The organism is Mycobacterium novum (genome assembly GCF_010726505.1).
In the GTDB taxonomy this organism is placed as follows: domain Bacteria; phylum Actinomycetota; class Actinomycetes; order Mycobacteriales; family Mycobacteriaceae; genus Mycobacterium; species Mycobacterium algericum.
On the sequence record NZ_AP022562.1, the window covers coordinates 3,547,116 to 3,573,612 of the forward strand.

The following is a 26,497-nucleotide window of genomic DNA, read 5'->3' on the forward strand; positions in this document are numbered from 1 at the left end:
GCAACAGCCCTTCCGCACAAAGCGGGAGGTGCCCGCCAGCGCCCGGCTACGCCGCTCCGGCGGCCATCGTTAGGCTGTTCGGGTGACTCTGCCCGTGGTACTGATCGCTGACAAGCTCGCCCAATCCACCGTCGCCGCACTCGGGGATCAGGTCGAGGTTCGCTGGGTCGATGGCCCCGACCGGGAGAAGCTGCTGGCCGCTGTACCGGAGGCGGACGCACTGCTGGTGCGCTCGGCGACCACAGTCGACGCCGAGGTGCTCGCGGCCGGCACCAAGCTCAAGATCGTGGCCCGCGCCGGGGTCGGCCTGGACAATGTCGACGTCGACGCCGCCACCGCACGCGGTGTGCTGGTCGTCAACGCCCCGACCTCGAATATCCACAGCGCCGCCGAGCATGCCATTGCGCTGATGCTCGCCGCCGCGCGGCAGATCCCGGCCGCCGACGCCTCGCTGCACGGCAGGGAATGGAAGCGCTCGTCGTTCTCTGGCACTGAGATCTTCGACCACACCGTCGGCGTGGTCGGCCTGGGCCGGATCGGCCAGCTGGTCGCTGCGCGCCTCGCCGCGTTCGGCGCCCACATCGTCGCCTACGACCCCTATGTGTCGGCCGCGCGCGCCGCCCAGTTGGGCATCGAGTTGCTGTCCCTGGACGAGTTGCTCGGTCGCGCCGATTTCATCTCGGTCCACCTGCCCAAGACCCCCGAGACCGCGGGCCTGATCGGCAAGGAGGCGCTGGCCAAGACCAAGCCGGGGGTGATCATCGTCAACGCTGCCCGCGGTGGGCTGATCGATGAGGCGGCGTTGGCCGATGCGATCACCAGTGGTCATGTGCGGGCCGCCGGGCTGGACGTGTTCGCCACCGAACCGTGCACCGACTCCCCGCTATTCGACCTGCCGCAGGTGGTGGTGACACCGCACCTGGGCGCCTCCACATCCCAGGCGCAAGACCGGGCTGGCACCGATGTCGCCAAGAGTGTGAAGCTGGCGCTGGCCGGCGAATTCGTGCCCGACGCGGTCAATGTGGGAGGCGGCGCTGTCAACGAGGAGGTCGCGCCCTGGCTGGACCTGGTGCGCAAGCTCGGGCTGCTGGCGGGTGCGCTCTCCGACGGCCTCCCGGTCTCGCTGAGTGTGCAGGTGCGCGGCGAGCTGGCATCCGAAGACGTTGGAATACTTAAACTTTCGGCGCTACGCGGGCTGTTCTCGGCGATCATCGAAGATCCGGTGACGTTCGTCAACGCGCCGGCGCTGGCCGCCGAGCGCGGAGTCGACGCCGAGATCGGCACGGCCACCGAAAGTCCCAACCACCGCAGCGTCGTCGAGCTCAAGGCAGTCACCGCCGACGGTGCGGCCGTGACGGTGGCCGGCACCCTCTCCGGCCCGCAGCTGGTGGAGAAGATCGTCCAGATCAACGGACGGCACTTCGACCTGCGCGCCGAGGGTGTCAACCTGATCATCAACTACTCCGACCAGCCCGGCGCGCTCGGCAAGATCGGCACCCTGCTGGGCTCCGCCGACATCAACATCCACGCCGCGCAACTGTCCGAAGACGCCGAAGGGCCGGCGGCGACGATCCTGCTGCGGGTGGACCGCCCGGTGCCGGCGGACGTGCAGTCGGCGATCACCGCCGCGGTGGGCGCCAACAAGTTCGAGGAGGTCGACCTGGCATGAGTGTCAAACTCGCGGTCATCCCGGGCGACGGCATCGGCCCGGAGGTCATCGCCGAAGCCGTCAAGGTGCTCGACGCGGTGCTGCCCGGCACCGAGAAGACGACCTACGATCTCGGGGCCAAGCGCTATCACGCCACCGGTGAGGTCTTGCCCGACTCGGTGCTCGAGGAGCTCGGCGCACACGATGTGATCCTGCTCGGCGCGATCGGCGACCCCTCGGTGCCCTCCGGGGTGCTGGAGCGCGGCCTGCTGCTCAAAGCACGTTTCGCGCTGGATCACCACGTCAATCTGCGTCCGGCCCGGCTCTATCCCGGGGTCAGCGGCCCGCTCGTCGGCAATCCGGAGATCGACCTGGTGGTGGTGCGCGAGGGCACCGAGGGGCCCTACGCCGGCACCGGTGGTTTCCTGCGGCGCGGCACCGAGCACGAGATCGCTTCCGAGGTCAGCGTCAACACCGCATATGGCGTGCGCCGCGTGGTGCACGATGCGTTCGGCCGGGCCCAGCGCCGACGCAAGCACCTGACGTTGTTGCACAAGACCAACGTGCTCAACTTCGCCGGGGACCTGTGGTGGCGCACGGTGCAGGAGATCGCTGCTGAATATCCCGATGTCGAGATCGCCTACTGCCACACCGACGCCGCGACCATCTATCTGGTCACCGATCCCGGCCGGTTCGATGTGATCGTCACCGACAACCTGTTCGGTGACATCGTCACCGACCTGGCGGCCGCGGTGTGCGGCGGTATCGGACTGGCGGCCAGCGGCAACATCGACGCCACCCGCACCAACCCGTCGATGTTCGAACCGGTGCATGGCAGCGCGCCGGACATCGCCGGTCAGGGCATCGCCGATCCGACCGCGGCGATCATGTCGGTGGCGTTGCTGCTGGCACACGTCGGCGAGGACACCGCAGCCGAGCGGGTCGACCAGGCCGTCGCCGAGCACCTGGCCACCCGAGGTGAGGCGAAGTTGTCCACGGCCGCGACCGGCGATCGGATCCTGGGCCTGCTCTGAGGCTGCGGCAGCGGCCCAGCCGCGATGGGACCGCCGCTCATCGGATCAGGGTGCGTCGCCGTCCGAACTCTCGTGGTCGGCGAGCACCCGCGCTGCGATGCGGAACGCCGCATTGGCATCGGGCACACCGCAATAGACGGCGGTCTGCAATAGCACCTCCTTGATCTCGTCGTCACTGAGACCGTTGCGGCGCGCTGCGCGCAGATGCATTGCCAACTCCTCATGGTGGCCGCGGGCCACCAGCGCGGTCAGCGTGACGATCGACCGGCTGCGTCGGTCGAGGCCGTCCCGGGTCCAGATGCTGCCCCACGCGTAGCGGGTGATCAGGTCCTGAAAGTCGGCGGTGAAGTCGGTGGTGCGCGCGATCGCCCGATCGACGTGGGCATCGCCGAGAACCTGTCGTCGCACGGCCATGCCCGAGGTGTAGACCGGGTCGCGCACCATCAGCTGGTCGAGAATCAGGTTGGCGGTGGCCTCGGGCGCCTCGAGTGGTGCTAGGTGACCAACGCCGTCGAGTGTCACCAGCCGGCCGTGCCGGGCGCCGGAAGCGATACGCCGCAGCGATTCCGGGGGAGTGGCGACATCTTCCGAGCCCGCAACGGCCAACACGGGCACCGTGATCTGAGCAAGTCGCGCGGTGACATCGAAATCGGCCAGGGCCTCGCACGCTTGCGCATACGATTCAGTGTCGGTGAGGCTCAGCGCCTCCGACAGCGCCGCGACCGCATCGGGCCGGCCGGCGGCGAAACCAGGGGCGAACCAGCGTTGCAGGGAAGACTCGATGACCGCGCCGGTGCCCGATGTGCGCACGGTGTCGGCGCGGTTGGCCCAATCCTCGGCCCGTCCGATGCTGGCGCCGGTGCACAGCAGCGTGGCGCTCGACAACCGCTCGGGGGCATCGAGCAGCAATTGCAGGCCGACTGCACCCGCGATGGAGACTCCGGCGTAGTGGAACGCAGTGTGCGGGCCGATCTCGTCGGCCAACGCAAGCACGCCGGTTGCCAGATCCGGTATCCCGAATCGCCCTGCCGGGCTATGGCCGTGGCCGGGAAGATCCCACGCGACGACGCGCACGTGCTCGGCGAGTCGTTCAGCGGCCGCGCCCCACAGCGCGCTTGCCGATGTGCCCAGTGATGGCCCCAGCAGCAGCAGATCCGCGTCCGGCGGTCCGCCGAAGTCGGTCCCGACCAGCCCTGGCACGCTCATGTCACTCCCGTCGTGTGGCGCGCGCGTTGCAGCACGACATCGATGAGATGGCCTGCCGCGCCGGTGTAGTCGCGCCGAGCCGTACGACCGGTCAACTCGGTCATGGACCGCTGCTCTGCGAGCAGATCACCGGCGGCGGCCAGATTCGCCGCGGCACGGTCGGTGTCGATCACCAGGCCGGCGAGCAGTTCGGCGGTCTGGGCTGCGGCCACGACGGTGTGACGGCTCAATGTTCGGAGAGTGGCCCATTCGGCATGCCAGCCGCCGTCGGAGCGCTCATCGACGCTGGCTGCCGACGCGACGTGCACGGCGGCACTCAGCGACGGCGCAACCAACGCGGCGCGCCGGATCAGGATGGACAACACCGGATTGCTCTTGTGCGGCATGGTAGATGAGCCGCCACCTCGGCCCTCCGCCAGTTCGCCGACCTCGGCCCTGCTGCCGATCGCGACATCGCCGGCGATGTGGCCCCAGGCGTCGCAACACGTCGCCAACGCGTCGCCCACACGGGTCAGAACGGACCGGGTGGTGTGCCACGGTGGGGTGTCGGTGAGATCAAGCGCGGCGGCCAGTCGCCCTGACAGTGTGACGGCGTCACCGGGGGAGTCGGCCAGCTCGGTGGCGGCCGCCAGCGTCCCCGCGGCGCCACCGGCCTGAACCGGAAGTGCCGGCAGTGCGGCTAACGAGTCGGCCGCGTCGAGAACCCCGCCAAGCCAATGTGCGACCTTCATGCCGATCGTCGTGGGCAACGCGGGCTGGGTCAGGGTGCGGGCGAGCATGGGGCTGTCGCGGTAGGTTTCGGCCAGCTCGGCCAACCTGCGCACCTGCGCGACGGTTTCGTCGTGGATTCGCTCCAGGGCATCGCGAAGACACAGCATCAGCGCGGTATCGACGACGTCCTGGCTGGTCAGGCCTCGGTGCAGCCAGCGTGCCGGTTCACCGCCGGTGCGGTCACGAAGCAGGGTCACCAGCCCGGGCACCGGGTTGCCGGTGGTCTCGGCCGCTACGGCCACCTCCTCGACGTCGGTTGCCGCGATCGTCGCGGTCAGATCGGCTCGTGCCGAGTCCGGCGCGATACCGGCGTCGACGAGCACACTGAGCCAAGCGTTTTCGACCCGTGCCATTGCGGTCAGAAACGCTGCGTCGCTGAAGATGTGCCCCGCCCGGTGGTCGCCGGGCCACAACAAGTCCGTCACGGTTGCCCCCGATAACGTAGGAACACCGTCTCGTCGGCGCCCTGCAGCCTGATGTCGAAACGGAAACCTTGCTCGTCGGGCACCGCGATGAGGGTATGGCGTCGATCGTCGGGCAGCGAGCTGAGCAGGCGGTCGGTCTGGAGTCGCTCGTCGGGCAGGTAGGCGCGGGTGAACAACCGGTTCAGCAGACCGCGTGCGAACACGGTGACCGCGATGAATGGTGTCAACCGTTGCCGTGCACCGGGTTTGATCGTCGTGAAGCTGTAATGACCGTGCGCGTCGGTCTCAGCGCGTCCCCAGCCGGTGAAGGCCCGGCCGTCCCGGCGAAGGGATCCGGTGGCCGTTGACACCGAGCCGTCGGTATCGGGCTGCCAGATCTCCAGCAGCGCATCGGGAACCGGCGCTCCGGCGCCGTCGGTGACGGTGCCGTGCAGGCGGATGGCATCGGGTGCGTCGGGGGAGACGAGTTCGTTGCCACGGTCGAACGGCAACGCGAACCCGAAGAACGGGCCGACGGTCTGTCCCGGAGTGGCGGTCAACCTGGTCACCGCGGCTCCTCGCACGGCGTTGCGGCCGGACCGGTGAGCACCACGTCCCACCGGTAGCCGGTGGCCCATTCGTGGCTGGTGATGTCGTGGTCGTAGCTTGCGACGAGCCGGTCGCGGGCCCGCTGATCGGTGATCGACTGGTAGATCGGGTCCAACGAGAACAGCGGGTCGCCCGGGAAGTACATCTGAGTGATCATCCGCTGGGTGAAATCACTGCCGAACACCGAGAAATGGATATGCGCGGGGCGCCACGCGTTGTGGTGGTTACGCCACGGGTAGGGGCCCGGTTTGATCGTCGTGAACCGGTAGCAGCCGTCGTCGTCGGTGAGGCAACGTCCCGCGCCGGTGAAATTGGGGTCCAACGGCGCCGGGTGCTGATCCCGCTGGTGAATGTAGCGGCCGCTGGCGTTGGCCTGCCAGATCTCGACGAGTTGCCGGCGCACCGGCCTGCCGTCGCCGTCAAGGATGCGACCGGTCACCACGATGCGCTCGCCGATCGGTTCGCCGGGATGCTGGGCCGTCAGATCGGCGTCGGCCGCATCGACATCGGAGTCGCCGAAGCAGGGCCCCCGCACCTCGACAGTCTCCGGATCGGTGAGGTGTAGGGGCCTGTTGGGGTGGCGAAGCCTGCTACTGCGATACGGCGGATAGTCCAGCCTCGGTTGGCTCTCCTGGGTACCTGCGGTCCGGTACTCGGCCTGGATCGCCGCGATCTCTGCGCTGATCTCCGCCTGGCCGGTCATAGCGTCACGGTATCGGTAGGCGCCATCGGTTCAGCCGGTTTCCACTCGGGCGATCTCATGGCGCCAGGCCGCGTCTGCGGTGAACGACGGGCCCAAATCGGGCAGGTCTGCCCAATCCGACTCGTCGATCGGTGTCAACGTGCCGCCCGCGGCGCGGATGCGCAGCGACATGGCCGCCAACTGGTCGAGGCTGATCGCTTGCAGGACGGCCTGGGGGACCGTGGCGGCGGCACTGGTGATGCCGTGGCCACGACAGATCACCACCGGCTTTCCCCGCATGGCGGCGACCATCTCCTTGCCCAGTTCCGCGCTGCGGATCAGCACGGCCCTCGGGTAGACCGGAACACCGTCACGGGCCAGCCATGCGCCCGGGATATCGAAGGCGCCGTAGATCGGTTCGATTGTGATACCGGCTAGATCAGCCGCCACGACGGCCGGCGGATGCAGGTGGGCCACCGCGCGGTGCTCGGGATGTGCCAGCAGCGTCTCGACGTGGATCGGCAACTCGTTGGGTACCCGGTAGCCGTCCAGTTCGCCTGTGGCCCCGGGTGTTCCGTCGAAGCGGATGAGGCGGATGTCGTCGGGCCGGGTGAATGCCACACCGTCGTCGGAGTGGCTGCGACACCGGATGAGCAGGTGATCTTCGTCGATTCGGGCACTGATGTGTCCGAGAATGCCGTCGACGAGGCCGCGTGATGCAGCCACTCGGCACGCTTGTGCGATCTCGGCCCGTAGCACCGTCAGGTCGGCTGCTGTCACGCGTTGTCCCCGGTGGGCGCTGCGGCTTTACCCATCCCGAACCCGCCGTCGGGGTGGATGCTTCCTGCGGTGATGCCGCGGGAGCGGTCCGATGCCAGGAACACAAAGCTCCAGGAGTGATCCTGCGGTGTGAGGGCGACATTGAGTGGGGTGCGTGCTGCCAGATCGCGGGCACGGTCGGGGGTGTCATCCAGCCGGATGTGGTCCAGCGACAGGTTGCGCAGGCCGCGCAGGTCGGTGTGCAGCGTTCCGCCCGGTGCAACGCCGTTGACGCGGATGTGCGGGGCGAGTTCGTGGGCGAGCGTGGTGACCAGGCCGCGGACCGCGAACTTCGAGGCGACGTAGAGCACGCCGCCGCGGCCCGGATAGAACGAGGACGTGGACTCGGTGAGAACGATCGAGGACCGCTCCTGGGCTCGCAGCGCCGGAAGGGCCGCCTTCACCGACTGCAGATGGCTCAACACGTTGGTCGTGAACATCTCGTCGAAGGCCGGCGCAAGCTCATCGGTCGATATCTCGGTGATTCCCTGGTAGAAGTCGAAGATCCCGACGCAGTTGACCAACGTGTCCAGCCCGCCGAAGGACGCGACGGCGGCGGCGACGGCACGCGCGTTGGCCTCGGCCGTTGTCGCATCTCCCTGTGTCACCGGCAGCCCCGGCAACTGCTCCTGCAGGGCAGCGCATTTGGCGGTATCGCGCTCCAGGACGGCGACCTGCGCTCCCTCTTCGAGATATGCGTCCACGACCGCTCGACCGATACCGGACCCAGCGCCGACGACCAGTGCCCGTTTGCCCTCGAGCCATCGTGTCACGGCAGTTCGGCTTCGTCGCACAGCAGCGGTTCGTGCATCTTTCCGACCATCGCCGCCAGGGTGTATTCGTTCTGCCACGTCAGTGCTTCGATCTCCAAGGCGTCGAGACTGATCCACTGCCCCGACTTCGGTGAGGCGACGAGCAGCCGCGAACCGTTGCGGGTGTCGACTCGGCGCAAGGTCACCTCGGTGAATTCATTGGCGATGGTGATGGTTTCGCCCACCGAGCAGTCGATGAGATCTTCGAGTTCACTCACAGGAACACCGCCAGATTCTGCATGCGAAGGACCGACTCGTCGAGATAGATCGTGCGGCGCGCCAGCTTCCACCCCTGACCGGTGAGACGCAGCAGATCCTCTCGACCGCAGGAGATCAGCGCGGCCTCGTTCACATCACCACGGCTGCGGAAGAGCAACTCGGCCGACTCCACGATCAGATGCGCGTCATCGTCGCAGGCGAAGGTGCGCACGTTGGTGATGTGATGGCGCAGCCGTGACGGCGGATCCTCGGTCCAGGCGTGTTCGGTCGCAAAGCGCGCGACGCGCCGGTTCAGCGAGTACTTGTTCTCGTCGAAGTGGGCCATGCCGGGCGAGGTGTCGAATCCGGCGCCCGAGGCCGTGGTCACCCGGACCGGTGCGAAGTAGTGGATGTCCTCGGTGAGGGTGTCGAGCCATTCGCCGTAGCGCTGTGCATCCAGCAGATAGGCCTCATCGACCAGGAACTGATGCGCTTGCAGATGCCGGATGTCGTTGAACGGCAACGGCTTGCCGGTGCGGACCTGCCGGGGCGCATGACCGCCTAGCACGGCGAGCTCCCACGGTCGCGCGGCGTCGCCCGGCCGGGGGAACCCGGCGCGCTCGTCTCGTTCGGTCGACGTCATGCCGGGGCCTCCTGGTAGGCGGTCCGGCATGCCGACGTGCCGTTGGTCTGCACCAGCGGGGTGATCCCATCGGGCTGTCCGCCGATAGCCGCCGGCTCCAGCGGCACCGGAGGCAGCTGCAGGTGATCTGCCCACATTTGCAGGATGGCGCGCTGGTTGTTCTCGTTGTAGCCGACTTGGGCGACACCCGGTCCATGGAACTGTTCCGGCGGCAACGCATTCACCACCGGTGTTCCGTCGGCGAGCAGCCCCATCCGGCCGTTGAGCAGTAGTTGGCGGGCCATGGCTCCGGCAGCGGTATTGGTCAGCGAGACCCAGTTCTCCACGTCGTCCTGTTCGAACATGCCGCTGGAACCGAAGCACATCAGGTAGGCCTTGTAGGAGTCCTTTTTGAACTGCTCGGGCGCCGCTGCGTCGACCGCGAACCACGAATACACCTCGGTTTCGTTCTCGCTGATCGGCTGCCAGGTGCGAATCGATATGAACGGCAACACATCGTCGCTGTCTTGGATCTTCGGCCAATTGTGCACCAGGCTCAGGTTGGGAAAGCACGATGCCGCCGAGATCATGAAGCCGTCGTCGCCGACGACGCGCTGATGGTCCTGGGACCACACTTGTTTGATTCGCCCCACCATGTCGTCGGGGTAGCCGACGTAGCGCATCCGTTCCTCGAAGGTGCCCGGCGGCAGCTTGTACGTCGTGCCACCGCCACAGCTGGCCCAATACGTGGCGCCGTCTTTGCGTTTCTGCGCCTTGGGTTCGCGGAACAAGCCGATGTCGACGACCGAGGCGTGGGTATGGGGCGTGTGATACATGTCGCCGGCGAAGTTCTCGACGCCGATCTTCCAGTTCGCCTTGATGCGCCACCGCTGCGGGCCGCGCACCTCCAAACCGCTTCGGCTTTGCCTGGTGTAGAAGTCGAGGTAGAACCTGAAGTCGCCGAGAAACTCCTCCAGTGGCGGGGCTTGCGCGTCGAGACTGATGAAGATCATGCCGTTGTAGCTGGCCAGGTTCGGTGCCGGCAACAGCGTCTGGCCCCGTTTCTGGAAGCCTGCCTCGCCGCCGTAGGCCTCCTGGTGAAAGGGCAGGCCGGTGAGTCGCCCGTCGTTGCGGTACGACCAGCCGTGGTACGGGCACCGGAAATTCGAGGCATTGCCCATCTCCGCGCGGCACACTTGCATGCCGCGATGCAGGCACATGTTGAACATGGCCCGCACGTCGCCCTTCGAGTCGCGGGCGATGATGAACGAGTCGTTGAGTAGTCGCCGTACGACGTAGTCGCCGTCTTGCGGGATCTCCGACTCGTGCGCCACGAACATCCAGGCCCGGCGGAAGAGTCGCTCGCGTTCGAGTTCGAAGATCTCGGCGTCGTTGTAGATGTGCGCGGGGACCATCCCCCGTCGGACCTCGTCGAGGACTTGCCGGTGATCACTCATTGGTGCGACTCCAGTCTCTGAGCCCGCCAGGATGTCTGCTGAGCAGAGAAAGCTCCTGGTACATAATGAAAACTCTGCCAGGAATGTGTTTTGAAGGTCAATTGGCCAGGTAATCTCTCTGCTATGCAGAGACAACGGCCTGCCCGGTCCGCGGCCGTCGGCCCCGCGGTTCCGAACCACGGGGTGCCGCAGTATCCGATCGGATCGGTGGACAGGGCGCTGAAGCTCATCCTGTTGCTGGGAGAACAACCGCGGCTCCGTTTGACGGATGCGGCCGAACATCTGGCCGTCGCGTCATCGACGGCCCATCGGCTGTTGGCGATGCTGCAATACCGCGGCTTCGTTCGCCAGGACCCGGTGTCCAAGGCGTACTACCCCGGACCCGCGTTGATGAGCGTGGCCTCGTCGGTGTTCAACCGCCTCGACATCGAAGACGCGGCGACCCCGGTGCTGCGCCGGCTCAGCGAGCACCTCAGGGAATCGGTTCATATCGGGATGATCGAGGGCGCCCACGTCCGGTTCATCGCAGCCGCCGAGGGGCCGACGGCGGTTCGGGTCGCATCACGGCTCGGACGCACGATGCCCGCGCACTGCACCTCGACCGGAAAGGCGCTGCTGGCACGCCTGTCCGAGGCTGAGGTCGCCCGCCTCTACCCGGACGAGGAACTTGAGCGTGTCACGGCGCATTCGGTCGGCACCAGAACCGAACTGCAACGGGAGCTCAGCCGGATACGACAACAGGGGTACGCGGTGAACCGGGAGGGGAGCGAGGACGGTGTCGCCTCCGTCGCGGTTCCCATTCCAACGCGGGCGTCCGGTGTGCTGCTGGCGCTCAATGCCGCCGCGCCGGTCCACCGCCTGAGCCCGTCGCGGCACCGGGCGGTGGCAGCTCTGCTGGTCGAGGCCGCCAAAGAGATCGGCGACCGGATCGGATAACCGGCGGCTACAACGCCAACTGCGCTCTGCGCGCCAGCAACCGGCGGACCGCATCGTCCATGTGCTCGTCGATCAGCCGGACCGCGGCTGCCTCGTCACCGGCCGCGATCGCCTTGCGCAGTACGACATGTTCGGTGACCTGCTCGCGCAGATCGGGATAGGCCTCTTCGAGCTCGCCGAGCAGGATCCGGGTCTCCGAGAGCAGGGTCCGCATGGCCCGGTGCAAGCGGGGACTGCCCGCGCAGTCGACCAGGACCTCATGGAACGCCTGGTCGGCGTCGGCCACCGCGGAGCCGTCGCCCGCGGCGGCCGCGGCGCGCAGCGCCTCGACCGGGCCGCGCAACCGGGCGGCGGCCGCCGCCGGGTCGCCGCCCAGCACCTCGATCACGGCGGCACGCTCGATTGCCTTGCGTGCTTGATACACGTCGCGGACGTCGTCGTCGCTGAGTTCCACAACGAAGATGCCCCGGTTGCGCTCGCTGCGCAGCAGGCCTTCGGCCACCAGCCGCTGCATGGCCTCGCGCAGTGGGCCGCGAGACACCTCGAACTGCGCGGCGAGACTGGCTTCACCGAGCTGCTGTCCGGGCGTCAGCCGGCCGCGGGTGATCGCCTCCCGGAGCCGCTCGGCGATCAGCTCGGGCGTCGACGGCCTGCTCAACGGCTCGAACCCGGCCTCGTGCGAGAGCGTCATCGGTTGTCCTCGAACAATATGCCGAGTCCGGCTGTGCGCCGGGTTATCCCGGCGATGCGCAGGCCTTCCCAGACTGTCACGGCATTGGCGGTCAGCACCGGCTTGCCCAGCAGTCGCTCGAGCTCGTCGACCTGGTCCACGGTGTGCATGGCGGTGTCGGGGATCAACAATGCCTCCGCCCCGGGCGAATCGTTGCCCAGCGCCAGGTCCCGGACCTGACTGCGGGTCAGGCGGCCGACCTGCGCAGCCGTGGGGATGCCGGCATCTCCCATCGCCTCGACTGAGACGCCGTGGGCTGCAACGAAATCCGCAAACAGCGCGGCGATGTCGCGCGGATAGCTGGCGGCGACCGCAACGCGGCGGCAGCCCAGCGCAGCCAGGGCGTGCACGAACGCGAACGACGTGCTCGACGCGGGCACACCGGCTTCGGCGGCCAGCCGGTCGACCTGTTCGGCAGCACCTTCGGGACCGAATACGAAGCTGCCCGACGTGCAGGCCCACACCACAGCGGCCGGTCGCTGCGGGGCCAGCAGTGCGGCCCCCTCAGCGAGCCTGGCCGGGCTGCCGAGATCCAGCAGCTCCGGTACGGCGTGCAGGTCGGTGCCGTAGATGTGGACGACGGGCAGGTCCACGCCCAGCAGCCGGGCGGCGCGCGGGTAGTCGGACTCGGCGGCATGGTCGGGATAGATGAAGCCGACGCGGCCGGCGCTGCTCACTGCGGGGCTCCGGTGAAGACATCGCGGAGCCACTGGCCCGGCCCCATCATCGGCAGATTCATCCGGCCCAGGCACGCCCACATCGTCAGCTGGTTGGCCGTCAGGATCGGTTTGCCGAGCATCTGCTCCAGCGGGGCGATGATGTCGTAGGTGCGCAGGTTGGTGCAGCTGACGAAGATCGCTTGGGCTTCCGGGCGGTTGGCCGCGAGGATCCGCTCGGCCACGGTCCGGTAGTTGACCTTCCAGATGCCGCCGCCCAGGCCGAGGTAATCCGAGTGCAGCACCGTCACACCCAGTTGGTTCAGAAACACCCGCAGTAGGTCGGTCAGCTCCTCGTCGTAGGGGGTCAGCACGCAGATCCGGGAGATGTCCAGCGCGACGATGGCCTCGGCCAGCGCCCCGGACGTCGTGACCGCGGCTTTGGCGCCTGCCGCTTCGATCGCGGCGACCAGTGTTTTCTCGTACTCGACACCGTGGATGAAGCTGCCCGACGCGCACAGGTAGGCGACCACCTCCGGCTCGACGTGCAGCACGTCACGGGTGGCGGCCTGCAGATGGTGGGTATCGGAGACCAGTTCGGCCATCGCCCGGCTCACCGGGACGGGTTCGTAGTGCGTGCGCGCAAGGTGCAGCGTCACTTCGGCGGGTATCCAGCGCCACAGTTCGCGCTCGATCGCCAGGTCGAAGGGCGCGATGATGCCGACACCGCGCTGATCGACCGGCCCGTCGAAGTCCGGCAATTGGGACAGATCCATGCGTGTCCCCGTACTGACGTCGCAACCCCAGGCCGCCCCTGGATTGTTGACAATCATACGATCGGTTTTTACCGTGTCAATGTGGACGCGCGTCCGGTGGTGACCGTCCAGCACGGTGAGTCGGTTCCCGCCCAACTCGATTCGATCAGCGCAGCCGCGGAACTGCGGATGGTTCCGTCGTCGCGGCTGGGTGAGGCGATCGCCGGGACCGATGTGCTGTTCGTGTACGACTTCTCCTCTCCGGCCCTGGCGACGGTGTGGTCCGACGCCGACGCGCTGCGCTGGGTTCAGGTGGCCGCCATCGGGGTCGATGCGGTGCTGTTCGACGGGCTTATCGACAGTGACGTCGTCGTCACCAATTCCCGCGGCATCTTCGAGGAACCGATCGCCGAGTACGTGCTGGGGCAGATCCTGGCCTTCGCCAAGGATTTCCGGCGGTCCTGGGACGCGCAGGCTGCAAAGCGCTGGCAGCACTTCGACACCGAGCCGATCGCCGGCTCGTCGGTCACCATCGTCGGCCCGGGCCCGGTCGGGCGGGCCGTGGCGCGGTTGCTGCACGCGGTCGGCATGTCGGTGCGCGGCGTCGGGCGCTCAGCACGCGACGACCCCGACTTCGGCGTCATCACCACCGATGTGGTCGACGCGGTCGCCGACGCGGACTATGTCGTGCTCGCCGCGCCGCTGACGCCCGAGACCCGGGGCATGGTCGATGCCGCCGTGCTGGCGTCGATGCGCCCCACCGCGCGACTGATCAACGTCGGACGCGGCGAATTGGTGGACACCGACGCGCTGGTGACGGCGTTGCGGGACGGCGCGATCGCGGGTGCCGCCCTCGACGTCGTCGACCCCGAGCCGCTGCCGCCGAACCATCCGCTGTGGAGTGCGCCCAACGTCCGCCTGACGCCGCACAACAGCGGCGATGTCAAAGGCTGGCGAAATATGTTGCAGCAGCAGTTCATCACCAACTTTCAACGGTACGTGGCCGGTCAACCGCTCCATAACGTCGTCGACAAGGGACACGGATACGCGCCGAGCGGCACAGGTTGAGGAGGCGTGTCACATGACTCATCCCACCGAACTGACGGCCTTGCAGCTGGTGGCCGCCTACACCTCCGGCGAACTTTCGCCGGTTGAAGCAACCGCGGCCGCCCTCTCGGTGATCAACGAACGCGACGGCGAGGTCAACGCGTTCTGCCTCGTCGACGAGGAGGCCGCGCTGTCCGCGGCGCGTAAGTCCGAAGCCCGTTGGAGCGGCAACTACACCAAGGGCCTGCTCGACGGGGTCCCGGTCGCCGTCAAAGACGTGTTCCGCACCGCCGGTTGGCCCACGCTGCGGGGATCGCTGCTCTCCGACGCCGCCGGCCCATGGCCCGACGACAGCCCGGCGGTCGGCAAGATGCGCGACGACGGCATGGTGCTGTTGGGCAAGACGACCACCCCGGAACTGGCGTGGAAGGGCGTCACCGACAGCCCGCGGACCGGTATCACCCGCAACCCTGTCGACATCACCCGCACCGCGGGTGGTTCGTCGGGTGGCAGCGCCGCCGCGGTCGGCGCCGGGATGGCGCCGTTGGCGATCGGCACCGACGGTGGGGGGAGCATCCGCATCCCGGCCGCCTTCTGCGGCGTCGTCGGCTTCAAGCCCACCCACGGGCGGGTACCGATGTACCCGATCAGCCCGTTCGGGCCACTGGCACATGCCGGCCCGATCACCCGGACCGTCGAGGACGCCGCCATGCTGCTGGACATCATTGCGCTGCCCGATCACCGCGACCCGACATCGTTGGCGCCGACACTGACCACCTACCGCGGCGAAGTCCGGCGCGACGTGGTCGGCCTGGGAGTCGCCTACTCGCCGAACCTGGGCTATGCCGACGTCGATCCGCAGATCGAAGCCGCGGTCGGCGCTGCGGTCCGGGCACTGGCCGACGCCGGTCTCAACGTCACCGAGGCCGACCCCGGCTTCGCCGATCCGATCGACGCGTTCGAAGTGCTGTGGGCCACGGGGGTCGCGGGCAGCCTGCGTGGTCACGAGGCGGACCGTGGGCTCGTCGACCCGGGCCTGGCCGAGATGTGGGAACGCGGCCAGGCGGCCTCGGCGGTCGACTACCTGGCCGCACGTCAGGTCAGTGTCGACCTGGGTCTGGTCATGGGGCGCTTCCACGAGCGCCACAACCTGCTGATAACCCCGACTACACCGATCCCGGCGTTCGCCGCCGGCCACGACGTACCGGCCGACTCCGGCATGCGTTGGTGGGCCCAGTGGACGCCGTTCACCTACCCGTTCAACATGACTCAACAGCCGGCGCTGAGCATCCCGATCGGCACGACGTCGGAGGGTCTGCCGATCGGCATGCAGATCATCGGACCGCGGCACAGTGACGATCTGGTGCTGGCGGCCGGCTTGTTCGCCGAGCGGGTGCTGGGTCTCTGACGGCGAGCAGACACCAACGCCCCCAAAATACGCCTGGATGGGGGGCTTTCGCGTCTGCTCGGCACTTAGGCGCGGGAGAAGGCCAACTGTTCGCCGACCGCGCCGGCCATCCACAGGTCATTGCAGGCGGCCGCCATCTCGGCCAGGCCGTCTTCGATCGTGGCGAACACATTGCCGGGAACCCAGCCGACGTCGCCGTTGAGCAACAAATTGTTGCGGCCGTAGAAGATCGCCAGATCGGTCGCGCCGACCGGTGAATTCCCTTGCGCGCCTTCGTCGTAGCCGTAGGCGGGATTGCCGATATCGCCCGGCTCGAAGCTGAAGAAGCAGACGTCGCCGGGGATCGGCGTCACGGTGGTGTTCTCCCGGCCCGGCGCACCCATCGGCGGCAACAGCGTGTAGACCTCATTGCGTGCGTACTTGCCGTGGTAGGCCTGGCCGGCCACCGGCAACGCATTCCATACCACGGCGCAGGTCCGGGGAGCCGCGTCCTCGAGCAGTCGCGCTCGGCAAGACACGCCGCGGCTGGTCAACGTGATGGACAGAAAACGTGCCACGGTCAACCTCTTCCGCCGGCCGAGTGCCTAGACCGGATCGAAGGTTCGGCTGGCGACGAACGTCGGCCGCGGCGCGGCAGCGCCGAACGGCTCCACCAGGGCGTTTTCCACGCTGTTGTAGACGATGAAGACGTTCGAGCGCGGATAGGGGGTGATGTTGCTGCTCGACCCGTGCATGCAGTTGCTGTCGAAGAACACCGCTGACCCGGCCGGGCCGGTGATCTGACGGATACCGTGCTGGTCGGCCATCCAGGTCAGGCTGTCGTCGTCGGGGGTGCCGATCTCCTGCTGCTTCAGCGACGAGCGGTAGTGATCAGGCGGCGTCTCGTCCGGGCACGACACGAACCAGCGGTGCGATCCGGGCATGATCATCAATGAGCCGTTGCTGTCCAGGTTTTCGGTGAGCGCCACCGAGACGCTGATCGCGCGCGGCGTGGGCATCCCGTCCTCGGCGTGCCAGGTCTCAAAGTCGGAGTGCCAGTAGAACTCCCGGCCGTTGAAACCCGGCTTGAAGTTGACTCGGCTCTGATGCACATACACCTCCGAGCCGAGCAGTTGACGGACCGGGCCGACCAGCCGCGGGTCGGCGATCAGCGCGGCGAACGCCGGGCTGATCCGGTGCACCTCGAAGATCGACCGGATCTGGCCGCTGTCCCGCTCGCAGATCGAGCGCTCGTCGGCGGCCAGCACCGGGTCGGCGCGCAGGTTATCCAGCTCGTTACGCAGGTCCGCGACGACATCGGCGTCCACCAGCGCGTCAACGGCCAAGAACCCGTCGGCATCGAACGCCGCCACCCTATCGGGCGTCAGTGGGCCGCCGCTGCCCGCGGGCGCCCACACCACCGGGTCGCGTCGCGGCTCGATGCCGAGCGTGACGTTGTTGCGGGTGGGGTAGTGATCGGTGACGGCCTTGGTGATGGGAGGGGTCACGGCGCCGCCTCTTGAGGTTCCTCGGTGAGCAGGGGGTAGGCGCCGGTCTCGTCGTGCACCTCCCGCCCGGTGACCGGCGGGTCGAACACGCACACCATGCGCAGGTCGGTGTGGGCCGAAACACGGTGGTGCTCATGCCCGTCGAGCAGGTAGAGGGTGCCGTCGGCAAGCGGAAAGGTCTCGCCTGTTTCTTCATTGACCAGCTCACCCTCGCCGCCGACGCAATACACCGCCTCGACATGGTTGGCGTACCACATCGCGGTTTCGGTGCCGGCGTACAGGATCGTCTCGTGCAGCGAGAAGCGCTGGCCGTCACGGGCCAGCAGCAGTCGCTGGCTGTTCCAGGTCTTGGCCTGGACATCGCGGTCGGTGCCCTTGATCTCGGCGAGGGTACGAACGATCATGCCTTGGCTCCTGAGGTTGTGAGTTCTTTAGCGGCGACGGCCTCGATGGATTGGGCCGCGAGTGTCAGGCCTTCGGCCAGGTCCTCGTCATCGATGACCAGCGGTGGCATCAGCTTCACCACCTCGCCCTCCGGTCCCGAGGTCTCCAGCAGCAGGCCGCGGGCGAACGCCTCCTTCTGCACGGCGCCGGCCAACTCGGGTCGCTCGAAGGCCACACCGCGGATCAGGCCGCGGCCGCGGGTCTCGATCCCGTCGAAGGGCTCTATCACCTCGTGCAGCGCCTGATCGATCTGCTCACCCTTGCGGAGCACCTGCTTTTCCAGCAGATTGTCGGTCCAGAAGTTCAGCGCCGCGGTGGCGGTGACGAAGGACGGGTTCTGGCCGCGGAACGTGCCATTGTGTTCGCCGGGCTCCCACACATCCAGTTCGGGCTTGAACAGCGTCAGCGCCATCGGCAGCCCGTAACCGCTGATCGACTTGGACATGCAGACGATGTCCGGCACGATGCCGGCCGCCTCGAAGCTGAAGAACGGCCCGGTGCGTCCGCAGCCCATCTGCACGTCGTCGACGATCAGCAGCAACCCGTGCCGCTTGCACAGTTCGGCCAGCCCGTGCAGCCATTCCAGCCGGGCCACATTGATCCCGCCTTCGCCCTGCACCGTCTCGACGATGACCGCGGCCGGTTCATTGAGGCCGCTGCCGCTGTCCTGCAACAGGCGCTCGAACCAGATGAAGTCCGGGGTGACGCCGTCGAGGTAGTTGTCGTAGGGCATCGGGGTGGCGTGCACCAGTGGGATCCCGGCGCCGCCGCGCTTCATCGAGTTGCCGGTGACGCTCAGCGAGCCCAGTGTCATGCCATGGAAGGCATTGGTGAAGCTGATGATGCTTTCCTTGCCGGTGACCTTGCGGGCCAGCTTCAGCGCCGACTCGACCGCGTTGGTACCGGTGGGGCCGGGGAACTGGACCTTGTAGTCCAGCCCGCGCGGCTTGAGGATCACCTCTTCGAACCGTTCCAGGAACGCCGCCTTGGCGACGGTGTTCATGTCCAGGCTGTGCACCACCCGATCCGCACTCAGGTACTCCACCAGCGGTGCCTTCAGGTCTGGATGGTTGTGTCCGTAGTTCAGCGCGCCGGCGCCGGCGAAGAAGTCGACGTATTCGTTGCCGTCGACATCCCACATGCGGGAGCCGAGGGCCCGGTCAAATGTCACCGGCCAGGATCGGCAATAGCTCCGCACCTCGGATTCAAGGGTTTCAAAAATAGTCATGATTTCCTCCGTCCGTCGGTCACATACAACGGAACGGAACGACAGGTCGATTTCAAAACTCGTGCCGTGGGTGATCTCGGCTCGACCCACCACCCCGCTCGGATGCCCCCGGCTAGGTCTGCCGGGGCTCACGTTTGCGCGGACGTGACCTTACCGAGACCGTTTTGTGATCTCAACCTTGCCATGCTGTCCTCAACGGCCAATGTTTACCCGTAGTGGTCCGATTCGAAACAGTTCTTCGGCTAGATGGGATTCGGGAAACAAGCTGGCCTCGAACAGCTCGGAGCACTCCAGATCGGCGGCCCACCGCCGGGCGAATGCCCCGAATAGCCGTCGACTGGCCTCATTGTCCGGTGTGATTGACGTCTCAAGATGCGTGCCGCCGTCGGCGACCAAGGCGGTCGCCAGATGGTCGAGCATCCGGCCGGCCAGACCCATCCCGCGATGAGCGTCGTTGACCGCGACCTGCCAGACCATCAGGGTCTGCGGCTGATCCGGGCGGCGGTAGCCGGTGATGAAACCGGCCGGAGCGCCGCTGACCTCGGCGATCACCGAGCTGGCCGCGAAATCGCGGCACCACAACAGATAGGCGTAAGGGGCGTTGACGTCGAGCGTGACGCTGTCGAGGGCCATTTTCCACAGGGCCGGGCCGTCGGCCACCGTCGGTGTGCGGAGCGCGATGTGAGCCGGTTCGGTCATCTCGCCGACGCTACCGGCAGCCGATCTCGGCGTCGGCCGCGGATCCGCCCGGTTGCGGCAGGGGTCAGCCGTCGGGAGGGGGTTGTACCGGCGGCAACGGCTGCGGCGGCACCCGCAGCGTGCGCAGCGCCTGGAGCACCGAGCGGCCCTCCGGCTCGGCGCTGACCGGCACCAACCGCACGGCGGCCAGCGGGAACAGCCCGGACAGCGCGAACGCCAGCGGATAGCCGGCGGCGCCGATCAGCGCGCCGAAGACCGGGGGAGCGATCCCGGCGGTGAGTCGCTGGGTGGTGTTCTGCGTACCCAGTGCACGCCCGCTCCAGTACGGTCCGGCGATCTCGGCGACGGCGGTGGACGACAAGCCGTTGTCCAGCACGCTGATGACCGCCGCAACGACCATCGCCGCCTCGGCCAGCGGAGAGTGGAGATGGTCGGTCACGCCGAGCACCATCATCGCCACCGCGCCGGCGACGGCGAGGCTGCGGATGGGTCGTAGCCGTGACTGCACCCGATCCGACCACCGGCCGGCCAGCACGCGGCCGGCAGCACCGAGCAACTGCGACACGGTGACCAGGCTGCCGGCGGCGGCGATCGACCAGTCGGTATCGACGATCAGCCACACCAGCATGAAGGTGGCCAACACCGACTGGTGAACCATCAGCAGCGCCGACGACAAGTGGATGCGCCACAGCACCTTCGAGCCGGCGTAGGGGTTGGCCAGCTCCGTCCCGGTCGCCGCCGACCGCGGTCGGCGGGGCGGGTCGACCACCCCGACGGCGCAGGCCACCGCCGCCACCGCGCACAGCGTCGCCGGGAACATCAGCGCCCGGGCCAGGCCGTGCTCGGCCAGTTCGGGAATCACCTCGGCTCCCAACGCGATTCCCAGCGGCTGTGCTGTCTGCCGGATTCCCATCACCAGGCCGCGCTGGTGCGGCGGGAACCAGCCGGTCACCAGCCGGCCACTGGCGGTGTTGGCGCTGGCGGCGGCCATGCCGCCCAGGAAAAGGAAGGCGCCCACCCCGACCAGGGAGCTCATCGAGGCCGCCCCGAAGGTGGCCAGCGCCGTCAGCGCGGAGCCGACGGTCAGCACGATCCGCTCGCCGATGCGGTCCAACAGCGCGCCCCATGCGAACAGTGTCAGCACCATGCCGAAACTGGGCATCGACGCCAGCAGACCCGCCATCGCCAGGTTGGTCTCCCGCTTGGTCTCCAGCATTGGGATGACGAAGGCGATCCCGTTGATGAACACGAACGAGCACAGCGTCGCCACCAACGCCACGATGACCACTGACCAGCGCGCGGCGCTGCTCATCGACTCCGTGGTCACCCGGATAATGGTTCCACAGGTTTACGCTGTACAGGTCCGCATCCGCCAGGCAACGACCACTGTGCCGTCTGATGGTGTCCCCAGCGCCCGGCTCCGCCGCGCTTGCGATCGCCATTAGGCTTGCTCAAATGCGCCTAGGCCGAATTGCCAGCCCGGACGGCGTCGCCTTCGTCAGCCTGGAGGGCGATCCGGACCGGCCCGATGACATGACCGCGATGACAGCTCGCGAGATCGCCGAGCATCCCTTCGGCACACCGGAGTTCACCGGTCGATCCTGGCCACTGGCCGACGTGCGGCTGCTGGCCCCGATTCTGGCCAGCAAGGTGGTCTGCATCGGGAAGAACTACGCCGCCCACATCGCCGAGATGGGTGGTGCGCCACCGGCCAACCCGACGATGTTCCTCAAGCCCAATACCGCGATCATCGGGCCGAACGTTCCGATTCAGCTGCCCGCCAACGCTTCCCCGGTTCACTACGAAGGCGAGTTGGCGGTGGTGATCTCACGGCCCTGCAAGGACGTTTCGGCCGCCCGGGCCAAGGACAACATCCTGGGTTACACCATCGGCAACGACGTGTCAGCCCGTGACCAGCAGAAATCCGACGGTCAGTGGACCCGCGCCAAGGGGCACGACACGTTCTGCCCGGTCGGGCCCTGGATCGTCACCGACCTCGACCCCGCCGACCTGGCGATCCGCACCGAGGTCAACGGCCAGGTCAAACAGGACGGCCGGACGTCGCTGATGCTCCACGACATCGGCGTGATCGTGGAGTGGATCTCTGCGGTGATGACCCTGTTGCCCGGTGACCTCATCCTCACCGGAACCCCCGACGGTGTCGGCCCGATCGAACACGGTGACACCGTGTCGGTTTCCGTCGAGGGCATCGGCACTCTCACCAACCCGGTTATTCGCAAAGGAATGTCGTGACTCAAGGTTTCCAGGCTGACTCGGCTGTGCGGGTCCGGTTCTGCCCGTCACCGACCGGGACGCCGCACGTCGGGCTGATCCGCACCGCACTGTTCAACTGGGCCTATGCCCGACACACGGGCGGCACGTTGGTGTTCCGGGTGGAGGACACCGATGCCGAGCGCGACAGCGAGGAGAGTTATCAGGCGCTGCTCGAGGCGCTGCGCTGGCTTCGGCTGGACTGGGACGAGGGGCCCGAAGTGGGCGGACCGTACGGCCCGTACCGTCAGTCGCAACGCGCCGACATCTACCGCGACGTGGTGGCGCGACTGTTGGCGGCCGGCGAGGCCTACGAGGCCTTCTCCACACCGCAGGAGGTCGAGGCCCGCCACCTGGCCGCTGGCCGAAACCCCAAGCTGGGCTATGACAACTTCGACCGCGACCTGACCGACGATCAGCGTGCCGGCTACCTCGCCGATGGCCGCAAGCCCGTCCTGCGGTTGCGCATGCCCGATGGCGAACTCGGCTGGCAGGACCTGGTGCGCGGGCCGACGAGCTTTCCGGCGGGCACCGTCCCCGACTTCGCACTCACCCGCGCCAACGGTGACCCGCTGTACACGTTGGTCAACCCGGTCGACGACGCGATGATGAAGATCACCCATGTGCTGCGGGGCGAGGACCTACTGCCCTCCACGCCACGCCAGATAGCGCTGTATCAGGCGTTGATCCGCATCGGGGTGGCCGACGGGATTCCGGAATTCGCGCATCTTCCAACCGTTCTGGGTGAGGGCACCAAGAAGCTGTCCAAGCGCGACCCGCAGTCGAACCTGTTCGCGCACCGCGACCGGGGTTTCATCCCGGAGGGCCTGCTGAACTACCTGGCGCTGCTGGGCTGGTCGATCGCCGATGACCGCGACGTGTTCGGTCTCGACGAGATGGTCGCCGCATTCGACGTGGTCGACGTCAACTCCAACCCGGCCCGGTTCGACCAGAAGAAGGCCGACGCGCTCAACGCCGAGCACATCCGACTCCTGGACGTCGACGACTTCACCACGCGACTGCGCGGCTATTTCGACACCCACGGTTACCGCACCGGACTTGACGACGCGGGATTCGCGGCGGCCGCGGCGCTGGTGCAGACCCGGGTGGTCGTGCTGGGCGACGCTTGGGGACTGCTCAAGTTCTTCAACGATGACGAATACGCGCTCGACCCGCGTGCGGCGGCCAAGGAGTTGGGCGCCGGCGCGGCGCCCGTCCTGGACGCCACCATCGCCGCCTTGGCGGGCGTGGGGGACTGGACCACCGCAGGGATCGAGGCCGCACTGAAGGCCGCGCTGCTCGACGGGCTGGAGCTCAAACCGCGCAAGGCGTTCGGCCCGGTGCGGGTCGCTGTCACCGGCGGGTTGGTCAGCCCGCCGCTGTTCGAGTCACTGGAGCTGCTGGGTTCGGCTCGCACCCTGGCGCGGTTGCGGGCCGTCCGGGACGGCATCGAGTGAGCGCGATGAGTACTTCGCGGTAGAAGTTTGGTAGTCTGCACGTCGGCCCACAGCAGCTGGCCGGTCGTGCCCAACCGGCACGCTGACCAGCGGTTATGGCCAGGCCCTCGGTGGCCATTGGGGTATGGTGTAATTGGCAACACAGCTGATTCTGGTTCAGCCATTCTAGGTTCGAGTCCTGGTACCCCAGCAAAACCGGTCCGCCCCAAGCGATTAGGCGGGCCGTGTGGGTTGGGCTATGCTGACAACCCGGACTAGTTCTAGCCCCCGTCGTCTAGCGGCCTAGGACGCCGCCCTCTCACGGCGGTAGCGTGGGTTCGAATCCCATCGGGGGTACTCGTCACAAGGCCCGCGTCTTTCCCAAGACGCGGGCCGTCGTGCTTTCGGTGGGGACTCAGTCACCCGTCGGTGCGGTCGACCCGGCCAGCGGCATCGCCGGCAGGCCCAGCTTGCGGTGGTCCCAGGAACGGGTGCGGCGTGTGACGATGCGCACAGCCACCCGGTTGTTCATCATGGCGTCGACGCCCGGCTTCATCTCGTCGGTGTAGGGGCCGGTGTAGCGCTCCCAGACGCTGACACCCACTCGGAAGAGTGTGTCGGGGTCGTCGACGATCTCCGCGACACCCTCGAAGGACACCCCGCGCAGCGTGTCGTAGGTCTGGCCGGCCTCGAGCAGGAAGCTGACGCGCGGATCACGCCGCAGGTTGACCGCCTTCTGCGACTTGGCCTTGGTCTCCAGCCAGATCTCGCCGTCGAGCACCGCGTACCACATCGCCGTCAGGTGCGGTTGCCCGTCGGGGCCGATGGTGGCCAGCGTTCCGGTGCGGTGGCTGGTCACGAAGTCGGCGACCTCGGCATCGGTCATGACGATCTGTGCGCGTTGCTTGGTTCCCATGTCAGCAGTCTGGCAGGTGGTCACCGAGACCGGTTATAGCCGGGCGGTGAGCGCGTCGGCGGCCGCGAGCAGGTCGGTGGCCCAGCGCGCCCCGGGTCGTCGTCCCATCCGGTCGATGGGGCCGGACACCGAGATGGCCGCCACCACCGCGCCGTGCCGGTCGCGCACCGGCGCCGAGACACTGGCCACACCCGGTTCGCGCTCGGCGATGCTCTGCGCCCAGCCTCGTCGGCGCACCTCCGACAGGGTGCGGCTGGTGAACTTCGCCTGCGCCAGCACTTCCTGCTGCAGCGCCGGATCGGCGAAGGCCAGCAGCACCTTGGCGCCCGAACCGGCCGTCATCGGCAGCCGGGCGCCGACCGGAACCGTGTCACGTAGCCCCGCAGGGGGTTCCAGTGCCGCCACGCAGACTCGCGAGGCACCCTCGCGGCGATACAGCTGCGCACTCTCGCCGGTGATCTCGCGCAGCCGTGGCAACACCGCCGCACCGGCCGTCCGCAGCGGATCGTCGGCACGGGCCGCCAGCTCGCTGACCGCCGGACCGATCTGCCAGCGCCCGTCGTCGTCGCGGCCGAGCAGCCGGTGGGCCTCCAGTCCGGCGGCCAGCCGGTGCGCCGTCGCGCGGGGCAACCCGGTGCGCTCACACAGTTCGGCCAGGCCACAGGGTGATTCGGCGACCGTGTGGAGCACGGCCAGGGCTTTGTCCAGAACGCCGATGCCGCTATGCTGTCCCATATACAGATACTAGCGTCTCATATTGTGAGACACCGCAGATTTGGGGAATGGCAGTGATGTCCAAGACGCAGCAGCCTCGCACCCTGGCCGAAAAGGTCTGGGACGACCATGTCGTGGTCTCCGGAGGCGGGTCCGAACCCGACCTGATCTACATCGACCTGCACCTCGTGCACGAGGTCACCAGTCCGCAGGCGTTCGAAGGCCTGCGCCTGGCAGGCCGTGGCGTCCGGCGCCCGGATCTGACCATCGCCACCGAGGACCACAACGTGCCGACGGTCGACATCGACAAACCGATCGCCGATCCCGTATCGCGTACCCAGGTCGAGACGCTGCGGCACAACTGCGCCGAGTTCGGCATCCGGTTGCACCCGATGGGCGACATCGAACAGGGAATCGTGCACATCATCGGACCCCAATTGGGTCTCACCCAGCCGGGCACGACCGTGGTCTGCGGCGACAGTCACACCTCCACCCACGGCGCATTCGGTGCGCTGGCGATGGGTATCGGCACCTCGGAGGTCGAGCATGTGCTGGCCACCCAGACGTTGCCGTTGCGGCCCTTCAAGACGATGGCGGTCAACGTCGAGGGGGCGCTGGCCGAAGGGGTGACGGCCAAGGACATCATCCTGGCGGTGATCGCCCAGATCGGCACCGGCGGTGGCCAGGGCTACGTCATCGAATACCGGGGCAGCGCCATCGAGGCGTTGTCGATGGAGGCTCGGATGACGATCTGCAACATGAGCATTGAGGCCGGTGCCCGGGCTGGCATGGTTGCCCCCGATGACACCACGTACGACTATCTGCGGGGGCGGCCGCACGCACCGTCCGGTGCCGACTGGGATGCCGCCGTCGCCCACTGGGACAGCTTGCGCACCGATCCGGGTGCGAAATTCGACGCCGAGGTGTTCCTGGATGCGGGCGCGCTGACTCCGTTCGTCACCTGGGGGACCAACCCCGGCCAGGGCGTGCCGCTGGGCGCGGCGGTGCCCGACCCGGAGACGATCAGCGATGAGGCCCAGCGGCGGGCCGCGGAGAAGGCGTTGGCCTACATGGACCTTCGCCCGGGGACGCCGATGCGTGACATCGCGGTCGACACGGTATTCGTCGGGTCGTGCACCAACGGTCGCATCGAGGATCTGCGCGCGGTGGCCGACGTGCTGCGCGGCCGGCGGGTCTCCGAGAGCGTGCGGATGCTCGTGGTGCCGGGATCGATGCGGGTGCGAAACCAGGCCGAAGCCGAAGGCCTCGCCGAGGTTTTCACCGCCGCCGGTGCGGAATGGCGCCAACCAGGGTGCTCGATGTGTCTGGGAATGAACCCCGACCAGCTTTCACCGGGCCAGCGATGCGCCTCGACCTCCAACCGCAATTTCGAGGGCCGGCAGGGCAAGGGCGGACGGACCCACCTGGTCTCGCCGGTCGTCGCCGCCGCTACCGCCGTGCGCGGGACGTTGTCGGCGCCCGCTGACTTGAACTGACCGCCACGGTAT

28 protein-coding genes and 2 tRNA genes are annotated in these 26,497 nt (G+C 67.7%); 10 read left to right on the forward strand and 20 right to left on the reverse strand.

All coding sequences use genetic code 11. The features are described from left to right. Positions 1-82: 82 nt before the first annotated feature. Positions 83-1,669: a phosphoglycerate dehydrogenase gene (gene serA / locus G6N19_RS16555; protein WP_041318314.1), complete on the forward strand. Its 1,587-nt coding sequence runs from the start codon at positions 83-85 to the stop codon at positions 1,667-1,669. Then, positions 1,666-2,682, forward strand: a complete 1,017-nt coding sequence (locus G6N19_RS16560; protein ID WP_013829646.1) for a 3-isopropylmalate dehydrogenase — start codon at positions 1,666-1,668, stop codon at positions 2,680-2,682. The genes serA and G6N19_RS16560 overlap by 4 nt, the downstream gene beginning before the upstream one ends. A gap of 45 nt (positions 2,683-2,727) precedes the next feature. On the opposite strand, the gene pcaDC is transcribed toward G6N19_RS16560, so the two are convergent. The 9 genes from pcaDC to G6N19_RS16605 are packed head-to-tail and all read right to left on the reverse strand — an operon-like array spanning position 2,728 to position 10,262. Next, a complete protein-coding gene (pcaDC, locus tag G6N19_RS16565) occupies positions 2,728-3,888 on the reverse strand; it encodes a bifunctional 3-oxoadipate enol-lactonase/4-carboxymuconolactone decarboxylase PcaDC (protein WP_013829645.1) in 1,161 nt (386 codons plus the stop codon). Next, positions 3,885-5,084, reverse strand: a complete 1,200-nt coding sequence (gene pcaB, locus G6N19_RS16570; RefSeq protein ID WP_041318311.1) for a 3-carboxy-cis,cis-muconate cycloisomerase — start codon at positions 5,082-5,084, stop codon at positions 3,885-3,887. Before pcaB ends, pcaDC begins: the two co-directional genes overlap by 4 nt. Continuing rightward, positions 5,081-5,632, reverse strand: coding sequence for a protocatechuate 3,4-dioxygenase subunit alpha (gene pcaG, locus G6N19_RS16575; protein ID WP_013829643.1), 552 nt, complete (start codon positions 5,630-5,632; stop codon positions 5,081-5,083). The genes pcaB and pcaG overlap by 4 nt, the downstream gene beginning before the upstream one ends. Beyond that, a complete protein-coding gene (gene pcaH, locus G6N19_RS16580) occupies positions 5,629-6,375 on the reverse strand; it encodes a protocatechuate 3,4-dioxygenase subunit beta (protein WP_041318308.1) in 747 nt (248 codons plus the stop codon). The genes pcaG and pcaH overlap by 4 nt, the downstream gene beginning before the upstream one ends. Before the next feature lie 30 nt (positions 6,376-6,405). Beyond that, positions 6,406-7,134, reverse strand: a complete 729-nt coding sequence (locus tag G6N19_RS16585) for a class II aldolase/adducin family protein (protein ID WP_049792897.1) — start codon at positions 7,132-7,134, stop codon at positions 6,406-6,408. After that, positions 7,131-7,946, reverse strand: coding sequence for a 3-(cis-5,6-dihydroxycyclohexa-1,3-dien-1-yl)propanoate dehydrogenase (hcaB, locus tag G6N19_RS16590; RefSeq protein WP_041318306.1), 816 nt, complete (start codon positions 7,944-7,946; stop codon positions 7,131-7,133). Before hcaB ends, G6N19_RS16585 begins: the two co-directional genes overlap by 4 nt. Further along, on the reverse strand, positions 7,943-8,203 hold the full coding sequence (locus G6N19_RS16595; protein WP_013829639.1) for a hypothetical protein: 261 nt from the start codon (positions 8,201-8,203) through the stop codon (positions 7,943-7,945). The genes hcaB and G6N19_RS16595 overlap by 4 nt, the downstream gene beginning before the upstream one ends. Then, a complete protein-coding gene (locus G6N19_RS16600; protein ID WP_013829638.1) occupies positions 8,200-8,826 on the reverse strand; it encodes a 3-phenylpropionate/cinnamic acid dioxygenase subunit beta in 627 nt (208 codons plus the stop codon). The genes G6N19_RS16595 and G6N19_RS16600 overlap by 4 nt, the downstream gene beginning before the upstream one ends. After that, positions 8,823-10,262 (reverse strand): aromatic ring-hydroxylating dioxygenase subunit alpha, encoded by a 1,440-nt coding sequence (locus G6N19_RS16605; RefSeq protein ID WP_041318303.1) that lies wholly within the window; start codon positions 10,260-10,262, stop codon positions 8,823-8,825. Before G6N19_RS16605 ends, G6N19_RS16600 begins: the two co-directional genes overlap by 4 nt. Positions 10,263-10,385: 123 nt before the next feature. Here G6N19_RS16605 and G6N19_RS16610 point away from each other — a divergent pair, with 123 nt between their 5' ends. Beyond that, complete coding sequence (locus tag G6N19_RS16610; protein WP_041318300.1) at positions 10,386-11,198, forward strand: IclR family transcriptional regulator; 813 nt, start codon at positions 10,386-10,388, stop codon at positions 11,196-11,198. A 7-nt stretch (positions 11,199-11,205) separates the two neighbouring features. Here G6N19_RS16610 and G6N19_RS16615 read toward each other — a convergent pair whose 3' ends face one another. The 3 genes from G6N19_RS16615 to G6N19_RS16625 are packed head-to-tail and all read right to left on the reverse strand — an operon-like array spanning position 11,206 to position 13,360. Then, positions 11,206-11,889, reverse strand: coding sequence for a GntR family transcriptional regulator (locus G6N19_RS16615; protein WP_013829635.1), 684 nt, complete (start codon positions 11,887-11,889; stop codon positions 11,206-11,208). Further along, on the reverse strand, positions 11,886-12,605 hold the full coding sequence (locus G6N19_RS16620) for a maleate cis-trans isomerase family protein (protein WP_013829634.1): 720 nt from the start codon (positions 12,603-12,605) through the stop codon (positions 11,886-11,888). Before G6N19_RS16620 ends, G6N19_RS16615 begins: the two co-directional genes overlap by 4 nt. Next, the gene (locus G6N19_RS16625; protein WP_013829633.1) at positions 12,602-13,360 is read right to left on the reverse strand and encodes a maleate cis-trans isomerase family protein; all 759 of its coding nucleotides are present in this window, start codon (positions 13,358-13,360) and stop codon (positions 12,602-12,604) included. Before G6N19_RS16625 ends, G6N19_RS16620 begins: the two co-directional genes overlap by 4 nt. 81 nt (positions 13,361-13,441) lie before the next feature. Between G6N19_RS16625 and G6N19_RS16630 the strand changes: the two genes are divergently transcribed. Together G6N19_RS16630 and G6N19_RS16635 are read left to right on the forward strand one after the other, a co-directional pair. Next, positions 13,442-14,407, forward strand: a complete 966-nt coding sequence (locus tag G6N19_RS16630) for a D-2-hydroxyacid dehydrogenase (protein WP_041318297.1) — start codon at positions 13,442-13,444, stop codon at positions 14,405-14,407. Positions 14,408-14,420: 13 nt separating this feature from the next. Then, positions 14,421-15,794, forward strand: coding sequence for an amidase (locus G6N19_RS16635; RefSeq protein ID WP_013829631.1), 1,374 nt, complete (start codon positions 14,421-14,423; stop codon positions 15,792-15,794). A 65-nt stretch (positions 15,795-15,859) separates the two neighbouring features. Here the strand turns inward: G6N19_RS16635 and G6N19_RS16640 are convergent, their stop codons facing one another. From G6N19_RS16640 to G6N19_RS16665, 6 genes are all read right to left on the reverse strand, one after another. Next, positions 15,860-16,351 carry a DUF3830 family protein gene (locus tag G6N19_RS16640; RefSeq protein WP_013829630.1) on the reverse strand — a complete coding sequence of 164 codons (492 nt, stop codon included), beginning with the start codon at positions 16,349-16,351 and terminating at the stop codon, positions 15,860-15,862. Between the two features lie 27 nt (positions 16,352-16,378). Then, positions 16,379-17,281, reverse strand: coding sequence for an ectoine hydroxylase (gene thpD, locus G6N19_RS16645; protein WP_013829629.1), 903 nt, complete (start codon positions 17,279-17,281; stop codon positions 16,379-16,381). Next, a complete protein-coding gene (locus G6N19_RS16650; protein ID WP_013829628.1) occupies positions 17,278-17,685 on the reverse strand; it encodes an ectoine synthase in 408 nt (135 codons plus the stop codon). The genes thpD and G6N19_RS16650 overlap by 4 nt, the downstream gene beginning before the upstream one ends. Beyond that, a complete protein-coding gene (gene ectB / locus G6N19_RS16655) occupies positions 17,682-18,953 on the reverse strand; it encodes a diaminobutyrate--2-oxoglutarate transaminase (protein WP_041318294.1) in 1,272 nt (423 codons plus the stop codon). The genes G6N19_RS16650 and ectB overlap by 4 nt, the downstream gene beginning before the upstream one ends. Positions 18,954-19,145: 192 nt before the next feature. After that, positions 19,146-19,652, reverse strand: a complete 507-nt coding sequence (gene ectA / locus G6N19_RS16660; RefSeq protein ID WP_013829626.1) for a diaminobutyrate acetyltransferase — start codon at positions 19,650-19,652, stop codon at positions 19,146-19,148. A 64-nt stretch (positions 19,653-19,716) separates the two neighbouring features. Further along, positions 19,717-20,979, reverse strand: coding sequence for an MFS transporter (locus tag G6N19_RS16665; protein WP_013829625.1), 1,263 nt, complete (start codon positions 20,977-20,979; stop codon positions 19,717-19,719). A 128-nt stretch (positions 20,980-21,107) separates the two neighbouring features. Here G6N19_RS16665 and G6N19_RS16670 point away from each other — a divergent pair, with 128 nt between their 5' ends. From G6N19_RS16670 to G6N19_RS16685, 4 genes are all read left to right on the forward strand, one after another. After that, on the forward strand, positions 21,108-21,905 hold the full coding sequence (locus G6N19_RS16670) for a fumarylacetoacetate hydrolase family protein (RefSeq protein ID WP_013829624.1): 798 nt from the start codon (positions 21,108-21,110) through the stop codon (positions 21,903-21,905). Then, complete coding sequence (gene gltX / locus G6N19_RS16675) at positions 21,902-23,380, forward strand: glutamate--tRNA ligase (protein ID WP_049792896.1); 1,479 nt, start codon at positions 21,902-21,904, stop codon at positions 23,378-23,380. The genes G6N19_RS16670 and gltX overlap by 4 nt, the downstream gene beginning before the upstream one ends. 118 nt (positions 23,381-23,498) lie before the next feature. Then, a tRNA-Gln gene (locus G6N19_RS16680) sits at positions 23,499-23,570 on the forward strand. 73 nt (positions 23,571-23,643) lie between these two features. Beyond that, a tRNA-Glu gene (locus G6N19_RS16685) sits at positions 23,644-23,716 on the forward strand. Between the two features lie 58 nt (positions 23,717-23,774). Here G6N19_RS16685 and G6N19_RS16690 read toward each other — a convergent pair. Then, a complete protein-coding gene (locus G6N19_RS16690; RefSeq protein WP_013829622.1) occupies positions 23,775-24,275 on the reverse strand; it encodes a pyridoxamine 5'-phosphate oxidase family protein in 501 nt (166 codons plus the stop codon). 33 nt (positions 24,276-24,308) lie between these two features. Next, the gene (locus tag G6N19_RS16695; protein ID WP_193465320.1) at positions 24,309-25,010 is read right to left on the reverse strand and encodes an IclR family transcriptional regulator; all 702 of its coding nucleotides are present in this window, start codon (positions 25,008-25,010) and stop codon (positions 24,309-24,311) included. Between the two features lie 56 nt (positions 25,011-25,066). On the opposite strand from G6N19_RS16695, the gene leuC reads away from it, so the two are divergent. Beyond that, the gene (gene leuC / locus G6N19_RS16700; RefSeq protein WP_041319986.1) at positions 25,067-26,485 is read left to right on the forward strand and encodes a 3-isopropylmalate dehydratase large subunit; all 1,419 of its coding nucleotides are present in this window, start codon (positions 25,067-25,069) and stop codon (positions 26,483-26,485) included. Positions 26,486-26,497 lie beyond the last annotated feature (12 nt).

What these genes read in the sequence shown, in the direction of transcription:
- G6N19_RS16625 (WP_013829633.1), bottom strand. Translation starts at nt 13,360, where the DNA reads ATGGATCTGTCCCAATTGCCGGACTTCGACGGGCCGGTCGATCAGCGC.
- G6N19_RS16560 (WP_013829646.1), top strand. Translation starts at nt 1,666, where the DNA reads ATGAGTGTCAAACTCGCGGTCATCCCGGGCGACGGCATCGGCCCGGAG.
- pcaDC (WP_013829645.1), bottom strand. Translation starts at nt 3,888, where the DNA reads ATGAGCGTGCCAGGGCTGGTCGGGACCGACTTCGGCGGACCGCCGGAC.
- leuC (WP_041319986.1), top strand. Translation starts at nt 25,067, where the DNA reads ATGTCCAAGACGCAGCAGCCTCGCACCCTGGCCGAAAAGGTCTGGGAC.
- G6N19_RS16670 (WP_013829624.1), top strand. Translation starts at nt 21,108, where the DNA reads ATGCGCCTAGGCCGAATTGCCAGCCCGGACGGCGTCGCCTTCGTCAGC.
- G6N19_RS16650 (WP_013829628.1), bottom strand. Translation starts at nt 17,685, where the DNA reads ATGATCGTTCGTACCCTCGCCGAGATCAAGGGCACCGACCGCGATGTC.
- G6N19_RS16605 (WP_041318303.1), bottom strand. Translation starts at nt 10,262, where the DNA reads ATGAGTGATCACCGGCAAGTCCTCGACGAGGTCCGACGGGGGATGGTC.
- G6N19_RS16615 (WP_013829635.1), bottom strand. Translation starts at nt 11,889, where the DNA reads ATGACGCTCTCGCACGAGGCCGGGTTCGAGCCGTTGAGCAGGCCGTCG.
- G6N19_RS16600 (WP_013829638.1), bottom strand. Translation starts at nt 8,826, where the DNA reads ATGACGTCGACCGAACGAGACGAGCGCGCCGGGTTCCCCCGGCCGGGC.
- G6N19_RS16695 (WP_193465320.1), bottom strand. Translation starts at nt 25,010, where the DNA reads ATGGGACAGCATAGCGGCATCGGCGTTCTGGACAAAGCCCTGGCCGTG.
- ectB (WP_041318294.1), bottom strand. Translation starts at nt 18,953, where the DNA reads ATGACTATTTTTGAAACCCTTGAATCCGAGGTGCGGAGCTATTGCCGA.
- G6N19_RS16610 (WP_041318300.1), top strand. Translation starts at nt 10,386, where the DNA reads ATGCAGAGACAACGGCCTGCCCGGTCCGCGGCCGTCGGCCCCGCGGTT.
- ectA (WP_013829626.1), bottom strand. Translation starts at nt 19,652, where the DNA reads ATGACCGAACCGGCTCACATCGCGCTCCGCACACCGACGGTGGCCGAC.
- pcaH (WP_041318308.1), bottom strand. Translation starts at nt 6,375, where the DNA reads ATGACCGGCCAGGCGGAGATCAGCGCAGAGATCGCGGCGATCCAGGCC.
- G6N19_RS16690 (WP_013829622.1), bottom strand. Translation starts at nt 24,275, where the DNA reads ATGGGAACCAAGCAACGCGCACAGATCGTCATGACCGATGCCGAGGTC.
- G6N19_RS16635 (WP_013829631.1), top strand. Translation starts at nt 14,421, where the DNA reads ATGACTCATCCCACCGAACTGACGGCCTTGCAGCTGGTGGCCGCCTAC.